Genomic DNA, 20,405 nt, shown 5'->3' with positions numbered 1-20,405 from the left:
GCGGCAACCACGGCAGTGGTTGAACAAAATTGAGCAAAAAGTTCAACCGCATCCGTGGTTGCGAAACCTTTTGCTACCAAAATGACCCCGGACGACCGGGGCTATTCAAAATTCAACCGCATCCGCGGTTTGTCATCCTAAAAATTCGGGATGACTCATGTTGCACACAAAATTAAACCTGTTTTCCAGTCCAATATTCAACAGCAAGGGAATTATTCCGGTTGACTTAAAGCCCAAAAGTTTTTTTCAAAAAGCAAAGCCCTGTCGTTCAGCTTTTTGAAGTAAAAAATAGCAGGTAGACGCAGGAAAAATAGTTTTTATTTGCAAAAAGGGTTGTTTAATCCAAAAGTCTGCTCTATATTTGCAGTCCTAAACAGCGCGGCGTGGAGCAGTTGGTAGCTCGTCGGGCTCATAACCCGAAGGTCGTAGGTTCAAGTCCTGCCGCCGCTACGAAGTAAAGCCGGATGATGTAATGTCGTCCGGCTTTTTTATTTTAACTCACTTCGTTTCTATCTTTTTCCCTTCTCGATTGATGTAGTAGCGCTCGGTGCCTTTTTGGACGAGGGCTTTGTTTTCGAAGTCGAAGGGTTCGGCGGCATCGAATTGATGGGGAATCATCACTTTTCCTTGAACGTCGACCCAGCCCCATTTGCCGCCATTTTTGGCGATGGCCCAGCCGTTTTTGCAGGGCTTGATGTCTTCGTAGTTGCAGGCGAAAAAAAGCTTTTCTTTAACCATGAAGAGCCCTTGTTTAATACCTATAGAACATTTGATCCATCTATCGTGTGTCTTATCCACTTGATCAAGATTGGCTGGGACAATTATTTTTCCTTCATTGTTTAAAATGCCATATTTTCCGTCTTGATGAAAGACCGCAATGCCATGGTTAAATGAGAGAGGGCCATCGAATTGGGGCTCAAAAATGACACGCCCTTTTGAGTCAATTAAACCCCATTTGTCGTCTTTTTTTATGCTGGCGCCATACCCTTTCCTAAGCCCTCTTAAATCTATGTTTTCAAATTGGGGTTTGATTCTAAACTTACCAGTTCGATCTATGAATCCCCATTTCTCATCCTTTTTTGCTGCTGCAACTTCGCCATCTGGACGTGCTGCAAATTCCCAGGCTTCTTCGTATTGAGGCTTAATGAAATATTTGCCCGAAGTACTCAAAAACCCCCAAAGCCCACGTTTTTCGACCACAGCAAGGGAGTCGAAAAATGAATAGGCTCTATTAAATCGAGGTTTAATGAAAAATTCTCCTGAAGGCTTGACATAGCCCCAACGATTACCTTTTTTAACCGAGGCAATTTGTTCACTAAAATCATCAAAATCGTCAAATTGAGGCACAATTAATAACTTCCCTTGCGAGTTGATGAGGCCCCATTTGTTGTTTTGCTTGACCCAAGCCACACCGTAATAAAATGGTTCAATTTTGTCAAACTGTGGAGTAAGGATGAATTGACCTTTTTGATCAATTAAGCCCCAAAAATTACCTTTTTGAACCTTGGCAATTTTTTCATCAAAATCATAAAAATAGTCAAATTGAGGCGCAATCAAGATCTTTCCTTGCGAGTTGATGAGGCCCCATTTGTTGTTTTGTTGGATCCAAGTCACACTGTCTTTAAAGGATTTAACTTCATCAAACTGTGGAGTAAGGATGAATTGACCTTTTTGATCAATTAAGCCCCATTGATTATCTTTTTTTACCAACATACTTCCTTGGAAAAAGAAATCAATATATTGAAATTGGGGGGCAACGACTATTTTCCCGTTTTCATCAATAAATCCTTTCTTGTCTTCCTGGTCGGTTATTGTCGTAACATTATCTTGTCTGGAATGGATGTCCTTAAATTGGAGTTGGATCAAAAATTTCCCTTGGTAGTTGACGACACCCCAAAGGCCATCTTTTTTGACGTGTGCAATGCCGTGATAGAGAAGATCGATTTTCTGGTACTCTGGCGGTAACAAAAATTGACCTTTGGTATTGATTAAGGCGTATTTTTCGCCTCTTTTGACTACTGCTACTCCTTTGCGAAAAGAGGTAGGACGGTCGAATTGCGGCTCAAATAGCATTCTCCCGGAAGCATCTACCAGCCCCCAAAGATTTTTTCCTTGCACAAAGGCGACGCTGTCTCTAAAGATTCTGAAGGCAGCAAATTGTGGTTGAATGAGCACTTGGCCTTGATCATTGACTAATCCCCAGAGGCCATTTTTTTGCACCCAGCCTAGGCCATCCCGAAAATTATGAACTTGATCAAATTGCATGGCCAATACGATGTGATTGGATTGGTCGACATAACCCCATTTACCATCTTTTTTGACTGCGGCGAGACCTTCGCGAAAGGAAAAAACTGTGTCGTACTCAGGCTCAATTTTAAAGACTCCCAAGGTATCTATAAAGCCCCATTTTTGATCTTTTTTTACAGCAGCCAAATCCTCATAAAAGGGTTGTGCATTGGCAAGTTGAGCCTGGATTCGGATTTGGCCATTAATATGTATAAAGCCAAGCCTATCTGCTTCTTGGTAGCGTAATAGATGTTTGGCACTTATTCGGGATAAATAATGGTCTAGTAAGAAAATTGTGTCTGGTGTGAACTCTAATAAGGTCTGGCCCTTTGGAGTAAAAAGGCTCAGTTTTTTCTCTTTTTTTGCAATTATCGAACCATTTGACAAAGGATAAATGTCCTCAAATTGAGGAGATACTTGAAACTGCCCTGTTTTATTGATGATGCCCCATTTATCTTTTATTTTGGCAAGTGCAAAGCCATGGTCAAATGACCTTGCTTCATCGAATTGAAAAGGGATGACGATTTGGTCGTTATTATCAATGAACCCCCATTTATTGTCATACTTGACTGCTGCCAGATCTTCGGCAAAGGGCGATGTACCACGAAAACGGGGTTGGATTACGAAGTTTCCTGTTTTGTCAATAAAGCCTTGTTGCTTGTTCAAACTAACTTGTGTTAAGCCATTTTTAAAAGAAGCACAACCCACCGAATCAAACTGAGGTTGGATTTGAAATTGACCTTTGGTGTCGATATACCCACATTTATGATCCAGTACCACCAAAGCTAATCCTTCAGAAAAAGCATCAGCATGAGTAAATTTGGGTTGAATTAAGTATTGGCCGTGGGTATTGATCAGCCCCCATAGGCGTTTTCCCCGAACCAGAGCAACGCCTTGGTAAAATGAGTATGCAGAATGAAATTGCGGAGCAATCGCGAATTCTCCCCGCGTGTCAATATACCCATGAGCTTCAAGTGTTTCATATTCACCTACATGAACCAACGCCAAGCCTTCCCTGAAGGGGCCTGCCCAATCAAATCTTGGAGGGATGGTGAATTGCCCAGTTCGGTCAGTATACCCCCATTTCCCAAATTTTTCTCTCGGAATTAAAGTATCTGCCTGAGAAAGATTTGCTGAATTGATGCTTAAATAGGGCAAAACTACAGGCCGGGAATTTGAAATAAAGGAACCTGGATTTAGCCAGTTTAGCAAAAAAAAGAAGAGGAGCATAAATGGGCGTTTTATCTTGAAAAATTTAGGCGTCTGTTCTTCTAATGCAAAATCCGCCAGCTTTTGTATTTTGCAGCGTTTTTTAATTAACACAATTTCCCAATGATCATCCAGGAACTCATTCACTCCCTACCCCAAATTGGCAAAGTGGAATGGATTGGCCTGCGGCCTGCCTCGCGTGCGACCCTCGTACCAGTAGAATCCGTTGAAGCCCAAACCGAAAATGGGTTGACTGGCGATCGGTACGCGGGCCAAAATGGCAAACGCCAGGTGACTTTGATTCAAGCGGAGCACCTGGTCGCAGCAGGAGCGATTTTGGGGCGGGAACCCATCGATCCTCAACTAACCCGGCGGAACATTGTGGTGTCAGGAATCAATTTGCTGGCGTTAAAAGACCAGCAATTCCGCATTGGCGAGGCCGTTTTGGAGATGACGGGCAAGTGTTTTCCCTGCCAAAGGATGGAAGAGAATCTGGGGCCAGGAGGGTACAACGCGATGCGCGGGCACGGTGGGATTACTGCCAGGGTGATTAATGGAGGGAACATAAATCTGGGTGATGAAGTCGCCTTGATTTTGCCTGAAAAACAAGTATAACTTTTTGAAGCTTTAAACTGTTTTTGTGTGTGTTTGGAATTCCATACACACTTATAAACCCAAACAGCACGAATTGCTACTATGGACAACATGATCAACATTACCCTGTTCGATCGGGAAGGGGTAAAACACGAACTGGAAGGCCCGACAGACATGAACATGAACCTCATGGAACTGTGTAAAGCCTACGAATTGCCAGTGAAAGGAACTTGTGGCGGGATGGCATTGTGCTCAACTTGTCACGTATACGTATTGAGCGATCACGAGTTGCATGAACAGAGTGAAGATGAAGAAAACATCCTGGATCAGGCCTTTTTTGTGAAAGACAATTCCCGTTTGGGTTGCCAGTTGCATTTGAGTGATGAACTGGAAGGACTTACCGTCCAATTGGCGCCTGAGTCAGAAAATTAAAACATATGGGCGCTACCAAAGCTGATCTTTTTACTGCTGAACAAAACCGCCTGGCCGACTTGTTTCGGGCCGTAGCGCATCCGGCGCGGATTGCCATTTTGGAATATTTGCTGCAGGTGCAGGGCTGCGTATGTGGTGATATTGTACACGCCATTCCACTTTCGCAGTCTACGGTGTCGCAACACCTGAACGAACTAAAAAAAGTTGGCCTGATCAAAGGTGAGGTAGAAGGTGTGCGGGTTTGTTATTGCATTGATCAAAAGGCCTGGACGGAGGTAAAAACCATGCTGGAAGGCTTCATGGCCAAGGCGAAGTGCTTTTGCTGATACTTTCTAAGGTGTATCTTAAGTGTCTGTGGTTTCTTAGGTGGTGAAAAGAAAAAAGCCTGCGAAGCAGGTATCATTTCACCACCTAAGAAACCACAGACACCTAAGGGGCACCTAAGATTTATTCGGTTTTGCTGATCAAGCCACCTTTGCGGCTATCCACCTCCACCGTTACCTTATCCACTTTCCCACTCACAATCCAACGCACTTTTACTGCACCCATTCCAGGGATATTCGGCACATTAATCGTTTGTGGGGTGTATTTCTGTTCCTTGGTCTGGTTGAAATCCTCGTTTTCCACGATCATCCCGGCTACCACCGTAGCATTTTTCAAACTGATGTGATCAGGACGTTCAATTTTGTACTTCAGGTCATGCGCCGAGTGGGTGGGCATGATGCGGCTGTTGTACACTGTCGCGGTGATCTCGGTCAGGTTATTGGCTAGCGGCTTTTTCACGATGCTGAATACCTCCAGTTGGGGCATTTGGTAGGCGTGCAAGAGGGTGAAAGACATGTTGCGGTGGGCATCTTCCTCCAGCAAGAAGCCCGGGTGGTTGCGCAGGTAGTTCTTTTTAGGGCCACCAATTTCAATGTCACCAAACTGCGGGTGTTTGAAGGGTTTCCACTGCACATAACCATCACCCATCAACAGGTATTTGTCAAATTCTTCGTAATCCTGGTTTTGGAAGCGGTTTTGTTGCGCATTGGGCGGTTGGTTGAACAACTTGAAGGAGGTCATCAATTCGTTGCTGAAAGTAAATACTCCCCGGGTCAGCGCAAACCAGTCGATCTCGCCACCGTATACCGTGTACAAGTCTTTGTGGATGATGAAATACTTGTACCCAGGGACAATTTTTTCTCCAATTTTGCCAATCACGTCGTACACCGCAATGTCGCCTTGGCTGTAAAAAGGATCGTCCTCGGCAGCTCCGGGGCCGCGCAGGAACATGCCACCATTGTTGTGGTAGCTCTGGGCACCAGCAATGTTAGGGTGAGCCAGTACGAAACTTTTGATGTTGCGGGTTTCGGGCAGGGTGCCGGGGTAAAACAAGGCACCACCTTGAACATAGTTGGGCTGCCAGTTCCAGGCCCAGTCGCGGTTAGGGTCGTAGACGCCCCAGTTGTCTTCGTTGACTTGACCATCGCCGTCGTTGTCCAGGCCTTCGGAGCCCAATAATTCGTATTCACCTGCTTCGTCGGTACGCGCAGGTACCATGCGGGTAGGGTAGGTGGGATCCACTTTCCAACGGCCCAGCGGGTTTTTGCGGCGCATGCTCACGATGTTGCCGTCGCCATCCAGATCGTCGAGTTTGTCTTCATCGATCACGCCATCATCGTCGTCATCCAGGGGCATCATGCCGGAGCGAGAACTGCTGGCGGTATTGGGTTGGTGGATGAAGTTTTCACGGCCATCCAGGTTGATGGAAGGGATGATGTAAAACACCCGGTTGCGGAGCAATTCACGGATGAAAGGCATGGTATAAAAATTCTCGGCCAGGTACCAGGCAGTATACATGGCGATTTCCCCACCCTGGATTTCGTTGCCGTGGATGTTGCCATCTATGTAAAAACCCGGCTTGCGATCGGGAATGCCCGTTTTGTAATCGGTGATGGTCATCAGCCACATCTCGCGCCCCTGGAAGGACTTGCCGATGGATTGCAATTTGACCAAATCGGGATGTGCCTTGACCATCCGCTGGCAAAAATCGGAGATTTGGGCGTAGTCGTGGTATTTCCGCCATTCCTCTTTGACCTTGGGGTCAGCTGGTGAACCTACGGCGCGCATGCCGTTGAGGTCGGCGGGGCTGATGTTGGGTTGGGTTTGCGCAAAGGCGGTAACACCCAACAAACAGAAGAAAAACAATAATTTATTCATGGTGTGATGAGTCTAAGAGGTTGTTAATTAAGGGTGAATTCTACGGTTTTGGTTCCTGCGGTAGGACAGGTGACCGTGACGGAAATTTTTCCCGTTCCATTCACCAACCAAGTGTATTCCACAAATTCACCCGCACCCATCGAAGCTTGTAGGTTCATTTTTTTGCCGGAAAGCAGGGTTTGGGTGGCGGTGTGGTTCAAAGTGGTGCGCACTTTGGACACGTACTTGACCCGATTGCCCAGGTCGGCAAAAGTGGGTAGAAACCCTTTGTTGATTACTTGCACCGTAATGCGGTTCACGCCCGCCGAAAGGGGCTCCACTTTGGTGTTGACGATATCCAGACTCGGCATGGCTGCGGCCAAATCCAATAAAAATTTATTGTGCTTTTGAGCAATGTCGTCGAGATAGGAAACGGGGGGATTCCAGCGTGCGTAGGGCAACAAACCTCCAACTTCCACCTTTTTGCCAGGGAAATCAGGGTGTTTGATTTCTTTCCAATCGGCAAATACGGCTACTTTTTCGGCATCGGCCCATTTGAAGAAAATTTCATCTGCGCTTAAAGTTGCTGCTGCCGCTGGTGCTTTTTGTTTTTGAGAAGTATCTGGTGGCGGCAATTGTGGCCACCAGCCCGGAGTGCCAAAACCAAAACGACCGGCGTGGAAATAGGCGGTTTGTACCAAACTTCCTTTGCCCAGGGGCATGGCGGGGGCGTTTTTGAAACCCGTGGAAGTATTGTACATTTTGGAAACGTATTCACCTACCGCGGCGTCCTTTTCCAAGGGGCCGGTTACGATGCGGTTGCGGGCCTTGGCAGCATCGAATTTGGTGGCGGTAGAGAGGTTGTTCTCTGGTCCAAATACGATAACGCCAAAGATGTTGAGGTTGCGGTATAAAAATTCCAGAACAGCCTTGGTTTCTGATTCAGAAGCAGCGTACACTCCTGATTCTTTTTCAAAATAAGGATAGTTGAAGGTGAAGTTTTTATTGATGTTGATGCCACCTTCGCCGTCTTCATTCCAGTTACCGTCCTTGTCATTGTCGGTGCCTTCGCTGAGCAGCAGGTATTTGCCCACTTCACTTTTGGTTGGATCGGCCTTGAGCAAAATGCGTGGATCGGTCTTGCTCGGAATCAAGGTGCCACTGGGGTCTTCTACCCGCAATTGGGTGATTAGGCCATCCGCATTGAGGTCTTCGAAGGGGTCTTCGTTGATGCGGCCATCACGGTCTTCGTCGCTGGGGGTGGTATTTCCGGAGCGTTCAAATTTACTTTTGCCCTGATCCCAGGCATCGGGATTGGCGCAGGCCATGATGTAAAGGGTCTTTTTGCTGAGCAAATCTTTGACCTGATCGCTCGGGTTGGTCAGCATCTTTTCAGCCATCAGCAGCAAGGTTTCGCTACCAGCAGGATGACTGCCATCAAGCCCGGCTACGAGCAACAGTGCGGGTTTGCTGCTTGGATTGCCTTGGGAAAGGGTAAGCAGCCAAAGGTCTTTGCCGCCTGCACTTTTGCCTGCTGAAGTGACACTGGCCAGGCTGACATTTTTACCTGCCAAGTCTTTGATGCGTGCAGTCAGTTGTGGGTAAGTAGAGTAGGTTTTTTGGGCGGATAAACTACCCCAAAATCCACATAGAATAAGTAAAACAAGAAGCCTCATGTGAACGAGTTTAACGGATTTTTGGTTTGAACTAATTGTTCAATTGGGTAAATATGGGGAAAGGGAATGGGTTGTGCAAGGAGATTTGCCCGGAGAAAGATAAACAGCTTTATTCTAGTGGGATCAATAGGGTAGAAATAGACCAATTGCGTTGGGGAAAAAAGTTGACTTGGTTCCAAAAAACGTTTCTTGGAATGCCTTAAAATGGTAAGTTCGATCCCAGTCGGTATAGATCGCTAAACCGATTACAAAACATTTTTGTTTTTATATTTTCTCTAAAATCCACCCACTTTTTCGGCCATACCAAAATAAATATGGCCTTTGTTTTGCTTTTTTTTAGATAATTCCGTTCTTGCACCCGAATGGCAAATGCTGTTCTTACTTGTAATCATCAAAACAAGGTGCATTGAACACGTTCAGGCAATCCCTAAGATCTGTTGGCGCTTGGCTACTTATCCTGCTCATCGTGGTGCAGTGGATAGGAGGTCGTGTGTTCATCAATGTGGTCTACACTGCCCGGATCGAGCACCTGATGAACGCCAAGGAAACGGCGATTGCCCAAAAGCTAAAAGCGGAGATAGGGGTAACCGCTCACATTAAAATTCAAGATAAAAAAGACCTCAAAGTCGTTCAGGGGATGGGTTATGGCGCACCCTTCCTTTTCTCCGAAGAAACCGACGGTGAAACCCAATACTACACCGTTGATGCCAAATCTCCACATGGCCTGCGCCATGAATACAAGGTTGATCAGCCGCAAAACCAGGAAGATCGTTCAGCACCTAAAACTTTGACGGAGCGCTTTTTCTCCGATTTTTGTTTTGAAGAACACATTATCCTGGACATTAACCCATTTTTTGACCATTGCGCAAAAACTGCTCAACCGCTTATTTTTAAAGATTTAGTCGATTTGTCTGACCCATCTATCCTTACTCCACCACCGCAGTTGGTTTGATTTTTCATGCTTTTTATTTTTTAAAATGACCATGCGCTTTAGGCAGCGCTATGGATAATACTCATTAGTTTAACTTTTTTCGATGAAAAATCACTTCCAATACATACTTGTGTTGGCTGTAATGCTCAGCCAAATGGGCGCGGTATTTGCCCAAACGCCTTCCGATGACCTGATGATGAAAAAGCGGGAAATCTGTTTGGCAGCTGCTTATGAAACCGGCTCCTGGGATCAATATTGGGAAGGCACACGCCTGCGCGAAAACGCCAATATTGGTACTTTTTCCAGAGACATCATCATGCCGATGTTTGCTTATGGCATCACCGACAAAATTAACCTGCTGGCGGGTGTACCCTACATTTCTACGGATGCAACGGGGGGGCAACTGGTTGGTGCCAAAGGTCTGCAGGACCTGGGTATTGCGGTCAAAGCGGAATTGTTCAACCGCCAGGTAGGCCCGGGCAAGGTGTCCTTTTTGACTACAGCTGGTTTTGCTTTCCCGGCATCCAATTATTTGTCGGATTACATGCCCTTTAGCATTGGCCTCAAAACCAGAGAGGTAACCTTGCGTGGCATCTTGCAGTACCGCTTCGACAATGGCATTTACGCCCGTGGCGCATTTGCCCACCTTTGGCGTGGCCAAAGTAGAATCGAGCGCGATTATTACTACAACGATGGCAGCTACTATTCCGAGTGGATGGATGTGCCCAATGCCCTGAATTACCATGGTGCCGTAGGGGTTTGGCTTTTTAACAACTCCTTAAAACTGGAAGCCAATTACGTAGCGGTGCATTGCCTCAGTGGAGATGACATTCGGGTTTACAATTCGCCACAACCTACCAACAAAATGTCGTTTGATCAGGTGGGTTTCTTTGGCCAGTATTATTTCAAAGGCATCAAGGCGATCCAGGGTTTGGGCGTCCTGGCTTACTATTCCGAAATCATCGATGGCCGCAACATGGGTAAATTCCAAAGTATGGGCGCCGGGGTAACCTATCAGTTTAAACTCTAAAATTGCAAATTCGCCATGAAAAATAAATGGATACGTCTCATTTTATCCTTCGGCCTGGTTTATGCTTTTTCTTGTGAAAAAGATTTGCTGACCCGCGCTGATTATGCTGATTACACTTTCGCTAGCCTGGATGAAAAAGGAGGTTCATGGAAACCAATCCTCCTGACTGCGGGCAACCAAATTTCCATTCCCACTCCTAAGGACGTCACTTCCGACGACTACAAAAATGAACTTGCTGCGCTAAAAACGGCGATGGCCAATTTGAATAGCGACCAAAAGAAAGCGATAGCGTACTGGAGCAACAACCCCGTACTGCGCTGGAACGAGATTGCGCTGGAATTGGCTGCCAAGTACAACATCATTCCACAACCCAATGCAGACGGGACTTATACTTTGCCGGATGCAGCGAATCCGAGCAAGTATCCACAATTTCCGTTTGCGCATCCAGCTTACACCTCAAGGGCTTTGGCTTATTTGAGTGTAGCACAGTTTGATGGCTTGATCAGTGCCTGGCATTACAAGTATACCTACAATCGCAAAGCGCCTTCTGATGTCGACAACAGCATTGTTCCAGCCTATGCCAAAACCTCCCTGCCTACTTACCCTGCAGATGGGGCAGTAGTTGCAGCGGCTTCGCGGGATATCCTGGCGGCGATGTTCCCACTGGAAAAGGAGTACCTGGCCACTAAGGCTACTGAACACATGTCCAGCTTGACCTGGGCGGGTGTGAACGTACAAAGTGACATCGATGCAGGTTCAACCATTGGGGTAGAAGTGGCCAAAGTGGCCATGGCAAGAGCGCGGACTGATGGCATGAGCAAAGCACAAACGCCCAGACCTATTTCTGATTCCATTAAAACAGCTGCGTTTAAACGTTATGGCTGGCAATGGGACAATATGGAATTACCCGTTCGTCCGGTAGGTCTGGCACCACTTTTTGGCAAGGTAAAAATGTGGAATGTGCCCAACGTAGAAATCGTACGCCCTGGGCCACCGCCGGCACCTGGCTCTGCGGAGTTTCAGGTGGCAGCCAAGGAATTACAGGATATTGCCAAAAAAATCACCCCAGAACAGCGCAAAATCGCCAACTGGTGGTCGGATGGTTTGGGAACCTACACCCCTCCAGGGCATTGGAACCGCTATACCAAAGATTTGATGATCGAATACAAATTGAACCCACTGCGCTCCGCCCGTACTTTTGCCTATCTAAACATGGCGGTTATGGACGCGGGAATCAGTTGTTGGGACGCCAAATACTACTACCATCACCCTCGGCCAATCCAAACGATTCCGGGGTTCAAGACAATACTGGGTACTCCAAACTTTCCTGCCTACACTTCCGGGCACAGCACGTTTTCGGCTGCTGCCGCGGAAGTTGTAGCGTACGTTTTTCCCAATGAAGCTCAAAAAGCGAGAGATTGGGCAGATGAAGCTGCGGAGTCCCGGATTTTGGGTGGCATCCATTACCGCTTTGATGCGGAGGTGGGGATCACTCAAGGTAAAGATGTGGCACAATACAGCCTCAATAGAGCAAAACAAGACGGAGCGGAATAAGCGCTCCCTGTAATACTTAAATAATGAGGGCAGAAACTTGAAAGGGTTTCTGCCCTTTTTATTTTTTAGTTATTAAAATTGGGTGTGAGCATTAAAAAATAAAAAAAAGTGGAACGAAGCAAACAGCTCTCCACACATTGGGATGTAACGTCTTTAATCAAAACATCTTTAACCTTGATAAAAACATCCCAATGAAAAAGTTAAGCATCAACGCGCTCTTTACTTTTGTTGCATCCTTGGTCACGATTTTGGCTGCGGCTCAAAATCCAGTGGTGGTCAATCCCTCCTCATTGACTGTGGCGGCACCCAACCTGGTCATCACCAATATCGTACCCGATAAAGGGGTGTATGTGCCCGGCGAAACGGTCAACTGCAAAGTAACCGTTAAAAACATCGGCTCCGCCAAAGCAGTTGGCACCCTGGACGATCCAGCCAAAGGTTACATGGTCGACATGGTTTTGTCTACCGACGCCAGTGCACCAATTGCCTTTGCCGTAGTGCCTAACCCTTACGAATACCAGGAAGACATGTTGGTGATCGGTGGTCGTTACAGTAACACCAAAACCTTGGCCCCTGGTCAGGAAGACACTTACCTGGAGAGTTTCCCCATGCCCAAAGTAATTGCTAAACCTTGTCAATTGGGTTACGTTGCCATCGGTGCCATTGTTGATCCTGGCAAAAAAGTGGCTGAAACCAATGAAAACGACAATACCCGCTTTGTTCGGGTGAAATTGAATTGCAGTGGTTCAACAACTGCCCCTCGCCCGGATCTCGTGATTACCTACATGGCCTTGGCCAATCCCGTAGGTGGCCCTGGTTTGGCTTTCTCTGACTTCAAAATTGAGGTAAAAAACATTGGTACTGGCCCAGCAATTGGTACCGATAGTGACCCAGTGAATGGTTACATGGTGGACATCATTACTTCTTCGAACATGGCTGCGCCGATGGCTTTTGCTCCAGTAGCTGCTGCGGGACAATTCCCTGAGGATAAACTGGTGATTGGTGGTCGAATTTCCGACACCAAAACCTTGGCACCAGGTGCTTCTCAAATCTACTATGTGAATGACATGAAGCTACCGATGGTTGATTTGCACAACTACTGTGGAAGAAGTTTTTACCTGGGCGGTATTGTGGATTCAGGCTTAAAAATTGCCGAAATTTTGGAAACAAACAATCAGCGTTTTATTCCTTTCAAAGTGGATTGTAAGATGTATACGGGAGGGAAGTAGAGATGAGAGATGAGAGATGAGAGATGAGAGATGAGAGATGAGAGATGCTACCGCAGCGTTTTTGACGATGACCTTGTCTAAGTCTCTGCGGTAGCATCTTTCATCTTTCATCTCTCATCTCTCATCTTTATTTAAGGAGTTTCCTGCCGCAAAGAATTAATCCACGCCGCCATCTTCAAAGCATCCGCCTTAGGTACCTGGGGCATGGCTGCCATTTCGGTAGCGTATTCGGGCCAGTTTTTAGGCTCAGGTTTGTGAATCAATTCTACGATGCGCTCGTTGCTGTACTTGCGCTTGGCGATATCGGTAAAAGAAGGCCCAACCTGACGAGTGTTGGTGTTGTGGCAACCCAGACAAGTCCACTTGGCCAACAGCGGTTGTACTTTATCGTAAGAAGGCGCTTTGGCCTCCACGGTTTCTTTTCCTTTTTTGGCCTTGGGCACTTTGACTTTTACGTCTTCCACCACCTTTGCTGGCGTAGCTTCCATTCTTTTGGTGCTTACTTCCGACATGCTCAGTTTTGCTCCGTCTGGAATATTGTTGAGGGTGTAATAAGCTGTTGGGTGCAGAACAGGCAAACCATCGCGCGAGCGAACTCCATCCACTTTGATTTCGTGCAGATAGTATTGTTTGATGTTGTCGATCAACAAACGCACTTTCAGGCCGTCTTCCGATACTTTCGCTCCTTTGATGTTGAGGGGAGCATCGCTGATGGGCGGGCTACCGTACACCGGATGGTACTTGTAGATGAAGTTTTTACCAGCGTAAGAAGCCAGATTTTCGGCACTGGCTTTGTCTACAGGCAAAGTGAATTCAATCTCAAATCCATCGGGCATTGCACGCACTGTTTTCATTTCCATCGGTACTTTTCCTGTCCAAGCAAGGCGCTGCAATCCTGAAGTGCTCGTTCCTGCGGAACCCCAACCACGGTTGGTTTCCCCTACGTACAAAGAGCCATCGTGCCCCCAGGTCATGCGCAGGATTCCTGATTGGAAACCACTGCGGAAATCAAAAGCCACACCTTGGTACTCACCCTTTACTTTTTCCATTACCACCCGCATCACGCGGCTTTGGCCCTGATCTCCTACAAAAACTTGACCGGCAAAAGGCCCAAATCCACCTTTGGTTTCATCGGGTACAATTTCGGAGTTGGAAATCCCCAAAATTCCGTGAGGCAACCATACGGCGGGCAGGGTTACTTCCGGCAATTTGCTTTTTATGGCAAAAAGGGTATTGGCATTGGGTTCGTTGTCGATGTTTTCGGGTTTGTTGTAGCCACCAGTCCCGTTTTTAACTTTACGAGGATCGACCACTGCATTGAACTGATCAGCAGTCATTTTTACTGGAGAGTTGGCAATTTTATCCGTCCACACCAATCCAGCTGGGTGGCCAGTAAAGGCACCTTTTTTAACGTGCCAAATCCCTCCAGAACCCATGTAATCGCCCTGGTTGTCGTCGTAAAACAATTCTCCATCGATCATGCCCAATCCACAAGGGGAACGCATCCCCGTTGCCCAAGGCTCCATTTTGCCGTCGGGGGTGATGCGCATGGTCCAGCCGCGGCCAAAGACCCGGCTTTCACCCCGCCACCATTCCTGATCACCAAAAGCCACATTGCCCGTGACAAACATGCTGCCATCGGGAGCAAATTTTGGGCCATAAGAATATTCGTGGTAGTGGCCAGAAACGGGCCAGGCGTAAACGGTTTCATAAACATCGGCAACATCGTCGCCGTTGGTATCCATCAACTTGGTGAGTTCACCACGTTGAGCGGCGTATAGGGCGTTGTCTTTGTAAGCCAAGCCCAAAGGTTCGTGCAATCCAGAGGCGAAGAGCTTGTAACGAGGTACTGCTCCGTTGGCCATTTCTGGATTTTCTACGAGGTAGACATCCCCACGGCGGGTGCAAAGGGCCAGGCGACCATCTTGCAAGGTCGTTATCCCACCTACTTCCAGCAACATTCCTTCGGGAGTGGGCAGGGTGATGATTTTGTAATAATCATCTTCCGTGGGTGTTTTCGCTGGCGGATTGACGTTCCAGGTAAAACTGGTGAATACTTGTATGATGAGCAGACCGGCCAAAATGAATCCGGTTCGAAGCATGTATTTCATAATGTTTTTTTTAAAAGCTTACCAAACAATCGAGTACTTCGCAATGCCTGCTTTCACGGGCAATACCAATTCCTTTTTGCCATTAAAATCACGGATCGATGCTTTTAGGTCACCACCCATGACGATGTAATACTTGCGGTCGTCAATGGCAAAGGAACCGTCGGGCATGGCCATGATGTCTTTACCTTCCGCTATTTTGAGGTGTGCCCCTTCAGGAATCGTCCCATTCAGCGCGATCTCCCGCACCAGACTGTTTTGATCTACGCTGGGATAGCATCGCTCTTCCACGTCTATTCCCTTGCAGCTGTAGCGGAAAATAGGCCGTCCAGTTGCTTCCTCGATGGCGTAACCTTTGGTTTTGAAGTCGGCTTCCTGGTAGGTAGTTGGGAATGCGTCACTTCTGCCCTGGATGATGCCCAGGCTTTGGCCAATAAAGGTGTACTGGGTGACTCCCATCGGGCGGAAACTGCCATCACCCCGGTCATTCCACATGGGGGTAGCATCCACAAAGTCTCCCCGCCAAACACAGGCTACGTTACCCGCTTTGAGGTCGTAGATGTAATGTAAACCACCAGGGTCACCTACACCAATGGTATGGGTGAGGCGGCGGGCCCGATCGCGTTCAAAATCCAGGAAAGCCCGAAGCAGTTTGGTTTTGCTGCCTACTGCAACCTGGATGGGAGAGGTAGGATTGGCATCCGGTGGATAGGAGCCAAAAGTGGTCAAAGTAGCGCGTTGAATGGCCGAACCTTCGATGACCCAACCGAGCCGAGGAGGCATATAGCCCGCATCTTTGTAGTAATAGAGTGTAAAGGGATGGGCACCCGCTTTGAGCTGAATACTGCTTTGTTTCGAATCCCACCAACTATCGGGTGACTCATTTGAGAGCACATTCTGGTTGTCGATCTGCAGTTTGTAACCGCCAGTAGTACTGAGGGTCATCAAATAGTAGGCATCTTCAGGGACGTTCAATACACCGTCAAAACGAACACCAGATACATCCTCCAGATCCAATACTTCGGCGGTAACAGCTGGGATTTTCCCGCTGGCCTTTGGTGTTTGGGCGTTCAGTTCCTCCGCAGTTTTAAATTTGCCTTCAAAGTACTTGTAGCTGATGTCGCTGGTACTGGCCGTTTTGGCACCCAATGAGCGGTACTTGATGTTGCGGAATGCTACTGCACCGTGGTCGCCCTGGATAAAGATGGGGCCGAGGGGCACTTCTTTTTGGTTGATCGGTCCGCCCGTTGGGAGCGGAATTTCCAGATTTTGGTGAACCGTTACTCCATTGATGATTACGTAGTGCAGGCGGGCATTTTCGGTTTTTTTGCCTTGGGCGTCAAAACGGGGTGCCTGGAAGGAAATTTTCATGTTTTGCCACAGGCCGGGTGCTTTAGCCGCGTTGGCCAGGGGTGCTTTACCCATGTAGATTTTACCGGGAGCACTTTCCCAGTTGCGGTAGATGCCACCGAGGTCGCCGTACTTGGGCGATCTTACCCCCCAACTGTCAAACAACTGTACCTCATAACGCCCTTGCAGGTAGATGCCTGAGTTGGAACCTTTGGGCATCATAAAATCCAGTTCCAGTTCCAGATCGCCGTGCTCCCAGGAAGTGAGCACCTTGTAACCTTCGATGGTAGCCTGGTCATTTTTTTTACCAGCCTGATCCAGGATGTCGTGGTCTTTGTCGGAAACATTGTTGAGCAGAATCCCTTTGCCCGGTGTAACTTTCATGCCGCCAGTGCGATCCATCACCACATCGCCCACAATTTGCCAATTGCTGCCCGTGGTTTTGAATTTGCTCATGTCTTCGAGTGGGAGAGGGGTGAGTGGGAATTTTTGTGCCCAACCCGTCACAACACTCAGCATGGAAATAGCAAGTAGTAGTGTTTTAACAGACTTCATTGAATGTGTTTGTTGAAAAAAGTAAATATGTCAATGGCCTCCGCCAGATACCAGTGTTTCTGTTTCAACCTTTGTTTGATTCTCCTTAATGAACAGCCATAAAACGGCAGATATTGCCAAACTCAGGGCACAAATGATAAAAATCAGGCCCTTATCCTCGGCTGCACTGATGGCTTCACCAACGCCCAGGCTGGCGACCAACTGGGGTAAAACTACGGATAAATTGAACAAGCCCATAAACATTCCCATCCGCGATTGATCGATCGTTTGAGACATGATCGCAAAAGGCAAGCTAACTGTGGCGGCCCAACCTATCCCCACTACACCCATCAATACATAAATGCTGAACACCGAATGCCCAAACAAAAATATACCCGCATACCCCAGCGCCATGATGGCTATACACATTAGGTGGGTTTTTACCCGTCCAATTTTGCTGCTCAAGGGTTGCAGTAAGATGGCGGGCAGCACCGCTGCGATGGCATTAAAAATCAAAAAGGAGATGGATACTACCTGTCCCATTTGGTCGTCGCTCACACCTACGATTTTTTGCTGCACGTAGGCAAACATGTACACAAACATGGTTTGAATACCTAGCCAAGTAAAAGAATGGGCGGCGAGGATTTTTTGAAAGTCGATCAAATGGGTGTATTTGGAGCCACAGACCGGTTTTTTCAACAAAAAGATCAACAAAATGCTGCCAACAGTAACTCCGATACAAATACCTTGTAAAAAGTAACTGACGGGTTGGTTCAGGAGCCGGGCGATGATGCCAACAATGGCATACAACAGATATCCCCACAAGGGGCTAATGGCCACTAGGATTTGTGAGAAAGAGGCTTTCTGCTGAGGTACTTCGGCAGCATCGGTTTCAGCTTGTAAGGTTCGTGGTTCTTCAATGAAAAAGGGGGGAACCACCGAAATGAGCAAAACCAGGATGGCTCCAAAATAAATCAGGGTGTAATTGCCCCAAATGGCGCCAATGGCATAAGCTGCAACGCCAAAGGTACCCGAAATGGTTTGCATCCAGGTGTAACCCTTGGTACGGGCTTCACCTACCGGGGTAACGTCCGCAATGATGGAGCGGGTAGGATTAAAACTGATGTTGATGGCCAAATCCAGGGTCAGTGCCACGGTAATGGCTACCCCCAACAAGGCATCGGTGCCCATGGCCTCAGAAATGACGCCGATATTGGGCAAAGCCAGCAACATCAAGGCGGCCAATGCGCCACCCACCAGGATAAATGGCCTGCGCCGACCGCCCCAAAACCAGACATTGTCGCTGATCAGGCCCACAATGACTTGTCCAAAAATACCCGCAATCGGCCCAGCCGCCCAAACCAGGCCAATGTCGTGAATGGACAAGCCATATTTGGTGCTCAAGATCCAGCTCAAGGCTGAAATTTGTACCGATAAGGCAAAACCCATGGCAGTGGAGGGCAAACTGAGCAGGGCGTAGAAGGAAGGTGCTAATCTTTTTTGGATGGCTAACATGCGGACTGATGTTTTTGAATTAGCGTAAAGATACTTATTTTTGGAGTGCCTTAAATGTTTACACATCCTTTCTGTTTGTTCACTTTTTTGAGCAACTCCATGTCTAAAAATCACCCTCGTCAACGTCTAACTTTGTGTCCTTCGTGTCCTCTTTTTTTTCCTCTGTGATAATAAAAATGTCGCTTTGGATAAAATTCTCAGTGTTCTTCCTCACCCCTTCGCCGCCAACAAAAACAACACCGCCATCCGCACCGCCACCCCATTCTCCACCTGCTGCAAAATGATCGAATGCTCCGAATCCGCCACATCACTGGTGATCTCCACCCCGCGATTGATTGGCCCGGGGTGCATGATCACAATTTTTTTATCCAGGGAATCCAGCAATTGGCGATTGATCCCAAAATACTGGGAATACTCGCGCAGGGTCGGGAAATACTTGATGTTTTGGCGCTCCAACTGGATGCGCAGCACATTGGCCACATCACACCATTGCAGGGTTTCTCGCACGTTGTAACTGACGCCGACGCCCAACTTGTGGATGAACTTGGGCATGAGGGTAGGAGGGCCACAAACCCGGACTTTAGCCCCTAGTTTCTGTAGGCAAAAGATATTGCTCAACGCTACCCGCGAGTGCAGGATGTCGCCGAAAATGGCCACGTTTTTACCTTCCAAATCACCCAATTGCTCTTGCATGGAGAAGGCGTCGAGCAGCGCTTGGGTGGGGTGCTCGTGGGTGCCATCGCCTGCATTGACGATATTGGCATCGATGTGTTGCGCCAGAAATTGGCAGGCACCGGGAGCGGGGTGGCGCATCACCACCATGTCCACTTTCATGGAGAGGATGTTGTTCACCGTATCAAGCAGGGTTTCGCCCTTTTTGACGGAAGAAGAAGAAGCTGAAAAATTGACGGTATCTGCTGAGAGCCGTTTTTCCGCCAATTCAAACGAAACCCTGGTGCGGGTTGAATCTTCAAAAAAGAGATTGGCGATGGTGATGTCGCGCAGAGAAGGCACTTTTTTGATGGGGCGATTGATGACTTCTTTAAAATTGGTGGCGGTGTGAAAAATCAGCCGAATGTCCTCAGTGCTGAGGTCTTTGATGCCCAGCAGGTGTTTGCTGCTTAGTTGTTGGTTAGCCATCGTCCCGTATTATTGTGCCGCTTTTTTATCTGAAAATAAAAGAACCCGGTCTTCACCATGGGTGTTGGCCCATTCCACTTTGACATAAGCCTGATCCACCGAATCGACTTTGATGCCTGTAAAGGTAGAACGAATGGGCAATTCGCGGTTGAACCGCCGATCTACCAAGGTTAACAACTCTACTTTATCCGGCCGACCATAGTGGTTCAAGGCGGTCAAGGCCGCCTGTACCGTACGCCCGGTGTACAAGACATCGTCTACGAGAATGACCTTTTTTTTCTCCACCAAAAAATCAATTTCGGTTACGCTGGCGTGCATAGAAGCTCCGGGGCGGCGAAAATCGTCGCGGTAAAAGGTGATGTCCAGTTTGCCGTAATCAATGTAGGGGATATTGAGCTGGTCGATGAGGTGGCGGTAAATCCGCTCCGAAAGCGCAACGCCACGTGGCTGGATGCCGATGATGCAGGTATTGGTAAAATCATCAAACTCTTCAACCAATTGGTGGCAGAGCCGATCAATGGTCAGCGAAAACCTTTCGGGTCCGATGATGATGCGTTGCTTTTCCATTTCCATAGGTAGTAGTTCGAGGGGTCGGGGTTCCAAAGTTCCAGGTTCCATCCGGCACTTCGACTTCGC

15 protein-coding genes and 1 tRNA gene are annotated in these 20,405 nt (G+C 47.7%); 8 read left to right on the top strand and 8 right to left on the bottom strand.

Annotated elements, in window-relative coordinates:
• Positions 1-377: 377 nt before the first annotated feature.
• Positions 378-450: transfer RNA gene (locus tag ACEW9O_RS22350), tRNA-Met, on the top strand.
• A 48-nt stretch (positions 451-498) separates the two neighbouring features.
• On the opposite strand, the gene ACEW9O_RS22345 is transcribed toward ACEW9O_RS22350, so the two are convergent.
• On the bottom strand, positions 499-3,642 hold the full coding sequence (locus ACEW9O_RS22345; RefSeq protein WP_373552431.1) for a WG repeat-containing protein: 3,144 nt from the start codon (positions 3,640-3,642) through the stop codon (positions 499-501).
• Between ACEW9O_RS22345 and ACEW9O_RS22340 the strand changes: the two genes are divergently transcribed.
• The 3 genes from ACEW9O_RS22340 (at position 3,619) to ACEW9O_RS22330 (ending at position 4,847) form a co-directional block, all read left to right on the top strand.
• Complete coding sequence (locus tag ACEW9O_RS22340) at positions 3,619-4,110, top strand: MOSC domain-containing protein (RefSeq protein WP_373552430.1); 492 nt, start codon at positions 3,619-3,621, stop codon at positions 4,108-4,110. The two genes, ACEW9O_RS22345 and ACEW9O_RS22340, sit on opposite strands and share 24 nt — an antisense overlap.
• Before the next feature lie 81 nt (positions 4,111-4,191).
• Positions 4,192-4,521, top strand: coding sequence for a 2Fe-2S iron-sulfur cluster-binding protein (locus ACEW9O_RS22335; protein WP_373552429.1), 330 nt, complete (start codon positions 4,192-4,194; stop codon positions 4,519-4,521).
• 5 nt (positions 4,522-4,526) lie between these two features.
• The gene (locus ACEW9O_RS22330) at positions 4,527-4,847 is read left to right on the top strand and encodes an ArsR/SmtB family transcription factor (protein WP_373552428.1); all 321 of its coding nucleotides are present in this window, start codon (positions 4,527-4,529) and stop codon (positions 4,845-4,847) included.
• A gap of 121 nt (positions 4,848-4,968) precedes the next feature.
• On the opposite strand, the gene ACEW9O_RS22325 is transcribed toward ACEW9O_RS22330, so the two are convergent.
• Together ACEW9O_RS22325 and ACEW9O_RS22320 are read right to left on the bottom strand one after the other, a co-directional pair.
• Positions 4,969-6,723 carry a M14 family metallopeptidase gene (locus ACEW9O_RS22325; protein ID WP_373552427.1) on the bottom strand — a complete coding sequence of 585 codons (1,755 nt, stop codon included), beginning with the start codon at positions 6,721-6,723 and terminating at the stop codon, positions 4,969-4,971.
• Positions 6,724-6,746: 23 nt separating this feature from the next.
• Positions 6,747-8,378 carry a M14 family metallopeptidase gene (locus ACEW9O_RS22320; protein WP_373552426.1) on the bottom strand — a complete coding sequence of 544 codons (1,632 nt, stop codon included), beginning with the start codon at positions 8,376-8,378 and terminating at the stop codon, positions 6,747-6,749.
• A 406-nt stretch (positions 8,379-8,784) separates the two neighbouring features.
• On the opposite strand from ACEW9O_RS22320, the gene ACEW9O_RS22315 reads away from it, so the two are divergent.
• From ACEW9O_RS22315 to ACEW9O_RS22300, 4 genes are all read left to right on the top strand, one after another.
• Positions 8,785-9,330 carry a hypothetical protein gene (locus tag ACEW9O_RS22315; protein WP_373552425.1) on the top strand — a complete coding sequence of 182 codons (546 nt, stop codon included), beginning with the start codon at positions 8,785-8,787 and terminating at the stop codon, positions 9,328-9,330.
• 82 nt (positions 9,331-9,412) lie between these two features.
• Positions 9,413-10,339 carry a transporter gene (locus tag ACEW9O_RS22310; protein ID WP_373552424.1) on the top strand — a complete coding sequence of 309 codons (927 nt, stop codon included), beginning with the start codon at positions 9,413-9,415 and terminating at the stop codon, positions 10,337-10,339.
• 15 nt (positions 10,340-10,354) lie between these two features.
• On the top strand, positions 10,355-11,893 hold the full coding sequence (locus tag ACEW9O_RS22305; RefSeq protein ID WP_373552423.1) for a phosphatase PAP2 family protein: 1,539 nt from the start codon (positions 10,355-10,357) through the stop codon (positions 11,891-11,893).
• A 191-nt stretch (positions 11,894-12,084) separates the two neighbouring features.
• Positions 12,085-13,122, top strand: coding sequence for a hypothetical protein (locus ACEW9O_RS22300; protein WP_373552422.1), 1,038 nt, complete (start codon positions 12,085-12,087; stop codon positions 13,120-13,122).
• A 131-nt stretch (positions 13,123-13,253) separates the two neighbouring features.
• Here ACEW9O_RS22300 and ACEW9O_RS22295 read toward each other — a convergent pair whose 3' ends face one another.
• The 5 genes from ACEW9O_RS22295 to pyrR all read right to left on the bottom strand — a co-directional run.
• Positions 13,254-15,233: a hypothetical protein gene (locus tag ACEW9O_RS22295; protein WP_373552421.1), complete on the bottom strand. Its 1,980-nt coding sequence runs from the start codon at positions 15,231-15,233 to the stop codon at positions 13,254-13,256.
• Between the two features lie 18 nt (positions 15,234-15,251).
• The gene (locus ACEW9O_RS22290; RefSeq protein WP_373552420.1) at positions 15,252-17,135 is read right to left on the bottom strand and encodes a family 16 glycoside hydrolase; all 1,884 of its coding nucleotides are present in this window, start codon (positions 17,133-17,135) and stop codon (positions 15,252-15,254) included.
• A gap of 30 nt (positions 17,136-17,165) precedes the next feature.
• Entirely contained in the window at positions 17,166-18,629 is a 1,464-nt protein-coding gene (locus ACEW9O_RS22285; protein WP_373552419.1) for an MFS transporter, read from the bottom strand.
• 210 nt (positions 18,630-18,839) lie between these two features.
• On the bottom strand, positions 18,840-19,769 hold the full coding sequence (locus ACEW9O_RS22280; RefSeq protein WP_373552418.1) for an aspartate carbamoyltransferase catalytic subunit: 930 nt from the start codon (positions 19,767-19,769) through the stop codon (positions 18,840-18,842).
• A gap of 9 nt (positions 19,770-19,778) precedes the next feature.
• On the bottom strand, positions 19,779-20,405 hold a 627-nt coding region (gene pyrR, locus ACEW9O_RS22275; protein WP_373552417.1), incomplete at its 5' end, for a bifunctional pyr operon transcriptional regulator/uracil phosphoribosyltransferase PyrR.

Origin of the sequence: Haliscomenobacter sp. (assembly GCF_041740695.1) — a bacterium.
Lineage (GTDB): Bacteria > Bacteroidota > Bacteroidia > Chitinophagales > Saprospiraceae > Haliscomenobacter.
This window is presented reverse-complemented; position numbering and strand designations above follow the sequence as displayed.

What these genes read in the sequence shown, in the direction of transcription:
- ACEW9O_RS22340 (WP_373552430.1), top strand. Translation starts at nt 3,619, where the DNA reads ATGATCATCCAGGAACTCATTCACTCCCTACCCCAAATTGGCAAAGTG.
- ACEW9O_RS22335 (WP_373552429.1), top strand. Translation starts at nt 4,192, where the DNA reads ATGGACAACATGATCAACATTACCCTGTTCGATCGGGAAGGGGTAAAA.
- ACEW9O_RS22330 (WP_373552428.1), top strand. Translation starts at nt 4,527, where the DNA reads ATGGGCGCTACCAAAGCTGATCTTTTTACTGCTGAACAAAACCGCCTG.
- ACEW9O_RS22325 (WP_373552427.1), bottom strand. Translation starts at nt 6,723, where the DNA reads ATGAATAAATTATTGTTTTTCTTCTGTTTGTTGGGTGTTACCGCCTTT.
- ACEW9O_RS22320 (WP_373552426.1), bottom strand. Translation starts at nt 8,378, where the DNA reads ATGAGGCTTCTTGTTTTACTTATTCTATGTGGATTTTGGGGTAGTTTA.
- ACEW9O_RS22310 (WP_373552424.1), top strand. Translation starts at nt 9,413, where the DNA reads ATGAAAAATCACTTCCAATACATACTTGTGTTGGCTGTAATGCTCAGC.
- ACEW9O_RS22305 (WP_373552423.1), top strand. Translation starts at nt 10,355, where the DNA reads ATGAAAAATAAATGGATACGTCTCATTTTATCCTTCGGCCTGGTTTAT.
- ACEW9O_RS22300 (WP_373552422.1), top strand. Translation starts at nt 12,085, where the DNA reads ATGAAAAAGTTAAGCATCAACGCGCTCTTTACTTTTGTTGCATCCTTG.
- ACEW9O_RS22295 (WP_373552421.1), bottom strand. Translation starts at nt 15,233, where the DNA reads ATGAAATACATGCTTCGAACCGGATTCATTTTGGCCGGTCTGCTCATC.
- ACEW9O_RS22290 (WP_373552420.1), bottom strand. Translation starts at nt 17,135, where the DNA reads ATGAAGTCTGTTAAAACACTACTACTTGCTATTTCCATGCTGAGTGTT.
- ACEW9O_RS22285 (WP_373552419.1), bottom strand. Translation starts at nt 18,629, where the DNA reads ATGTTAGCCATCCAAAAAAGATTAGCACCTTCCTTCTACGCCCTGCTC.
- ACEW9O_RS22280 (WP_373552418.1), bottom strand. Translation starts at nt 19,769, where the DNA reads ATGGCTAACCAACAACTAAGCAGCAAACACCTGCTGGGCATCAAAGAC.